Annotated in this window: 3 protein-coding genes; all 3 read right to left on the bottom strand. The window is 42.1% G+C overall.

Annotated features, from left to right (window positions below):
• Positions 1-137: phosphoenolpyruvate-utilizing N-terminal domain-containing protein (locus ACO4PX_RS03630; RefSeq protein WP_485571521.1), on the bottom strand; the 137-nt coding region annotated here is incomplete at its 3' end.
• 135 nt (positions 138-272) lie between these two features.
• Positions 273-536, bottom strand: a complete 264-nt coding sequence (locus ACO4PX_RS03625) for an HPr family phosphocarrier protein (RefSeq protein ID WP_314834040.1) — start codon at positions 534-536, stop codon at positions 273-275.
• Between the two features lie 20 nt (positions 537-556).
• Positions 557-1,058: DeoR/GlpR family DNA-binding transcription regulator (locus tag ACO4PX_RS03620; protein ID WP_485571495.1), on the bottom strand; the 502-nt coding region annotated here is incomplete at its 5' end.

The following is a 1,058-nucleotide window of genomic DNA, read 5'->3' as shown; positions in this document are numbered from 1 at the left end:
TCTATCGCCTTATCAAAGCGTTTTTGTTCCTTTTCCGTATCCTCGATTTTGACAGCTTCGTATGTTAAATCGTATTCTTCAATTACGCAGATGCTGCCGATTCCTATTCCGTGTGAAGCGGGAATTCCGTTTAACATTTTCTATTCTCCTTCTGACAAAGAAGGAAGTTCTGCTTTTTGACAGAACTCCCTTAAGAATGGCTTTTCACAATCTATGGCGGAGTGCCCATGGCACGTGGCAGAGTATCGAAAAGTCCTTTCTTTCTATTTACATTAATCCCCTAAACCGCTTTCAATAAGCTCCAGGGCTTTCTTCATTGCTTCTTCTTCATCGGAACCGTCACACTGAATTTCGATTTCAGAGCCACGCTTCATACAAGCACTCATTAAGAGCATAACACTCTTGGCGTTGTAGGACTTTCCGTTAAAAAGAATCGTCACATCACAGGCAAATGGGGTCATAGCCTGACTAAACACACTTGCGGGACGCATGTGCAGTCCCTGTTCATTGGTTAATGTGATTTTCTTTGATACCATAAATTATCTCCTTTTTGCGCTTACACAATTACAATTTCCAGGCCTTTTTCTCTTAATTTGTTTACAATTTCCATATCAGCCTGACTATCGGTGATGAGTGTAACTTTTCTGTCATAGATACAACTTCCGTAGCGACTACCAGGGGTATCATCTCTTTGTAGCTTGCTATGGTCAGCCAGGATATAAAGATCTTCTTTGGTCCTGCTGATCATGGCTTCGTTAATGCCGATTTCATTGGCGATGTTATATAAAAATGCACCGTCATCATAGACTGCCCAACAGCCGATAAAGGTTTTGTTTGCAGTCACATCCAAGATGTTCCTCATGGTGAAGTCTCCTACGAGAATATGATTTCTTAATTCTCCCCCGGTCATGTGGATGGAGACATTTTCCGGGAATTTCCTTCCCATAGCCAGGCCGTTGTTGGTATAGACCGTGACATTTTTATCTCCTACATAGTCTAACATCTTCAGCGCAGTTTTACTGCCGTTAATAAAGACTCGATCCCCGTCCTTTACAAGC

The organism is Oribacterium sp. (genome assembly GCF_057249185.1).
This window is presented reverse-complemented; position numbering and strand designations above follow the sequence as displayed.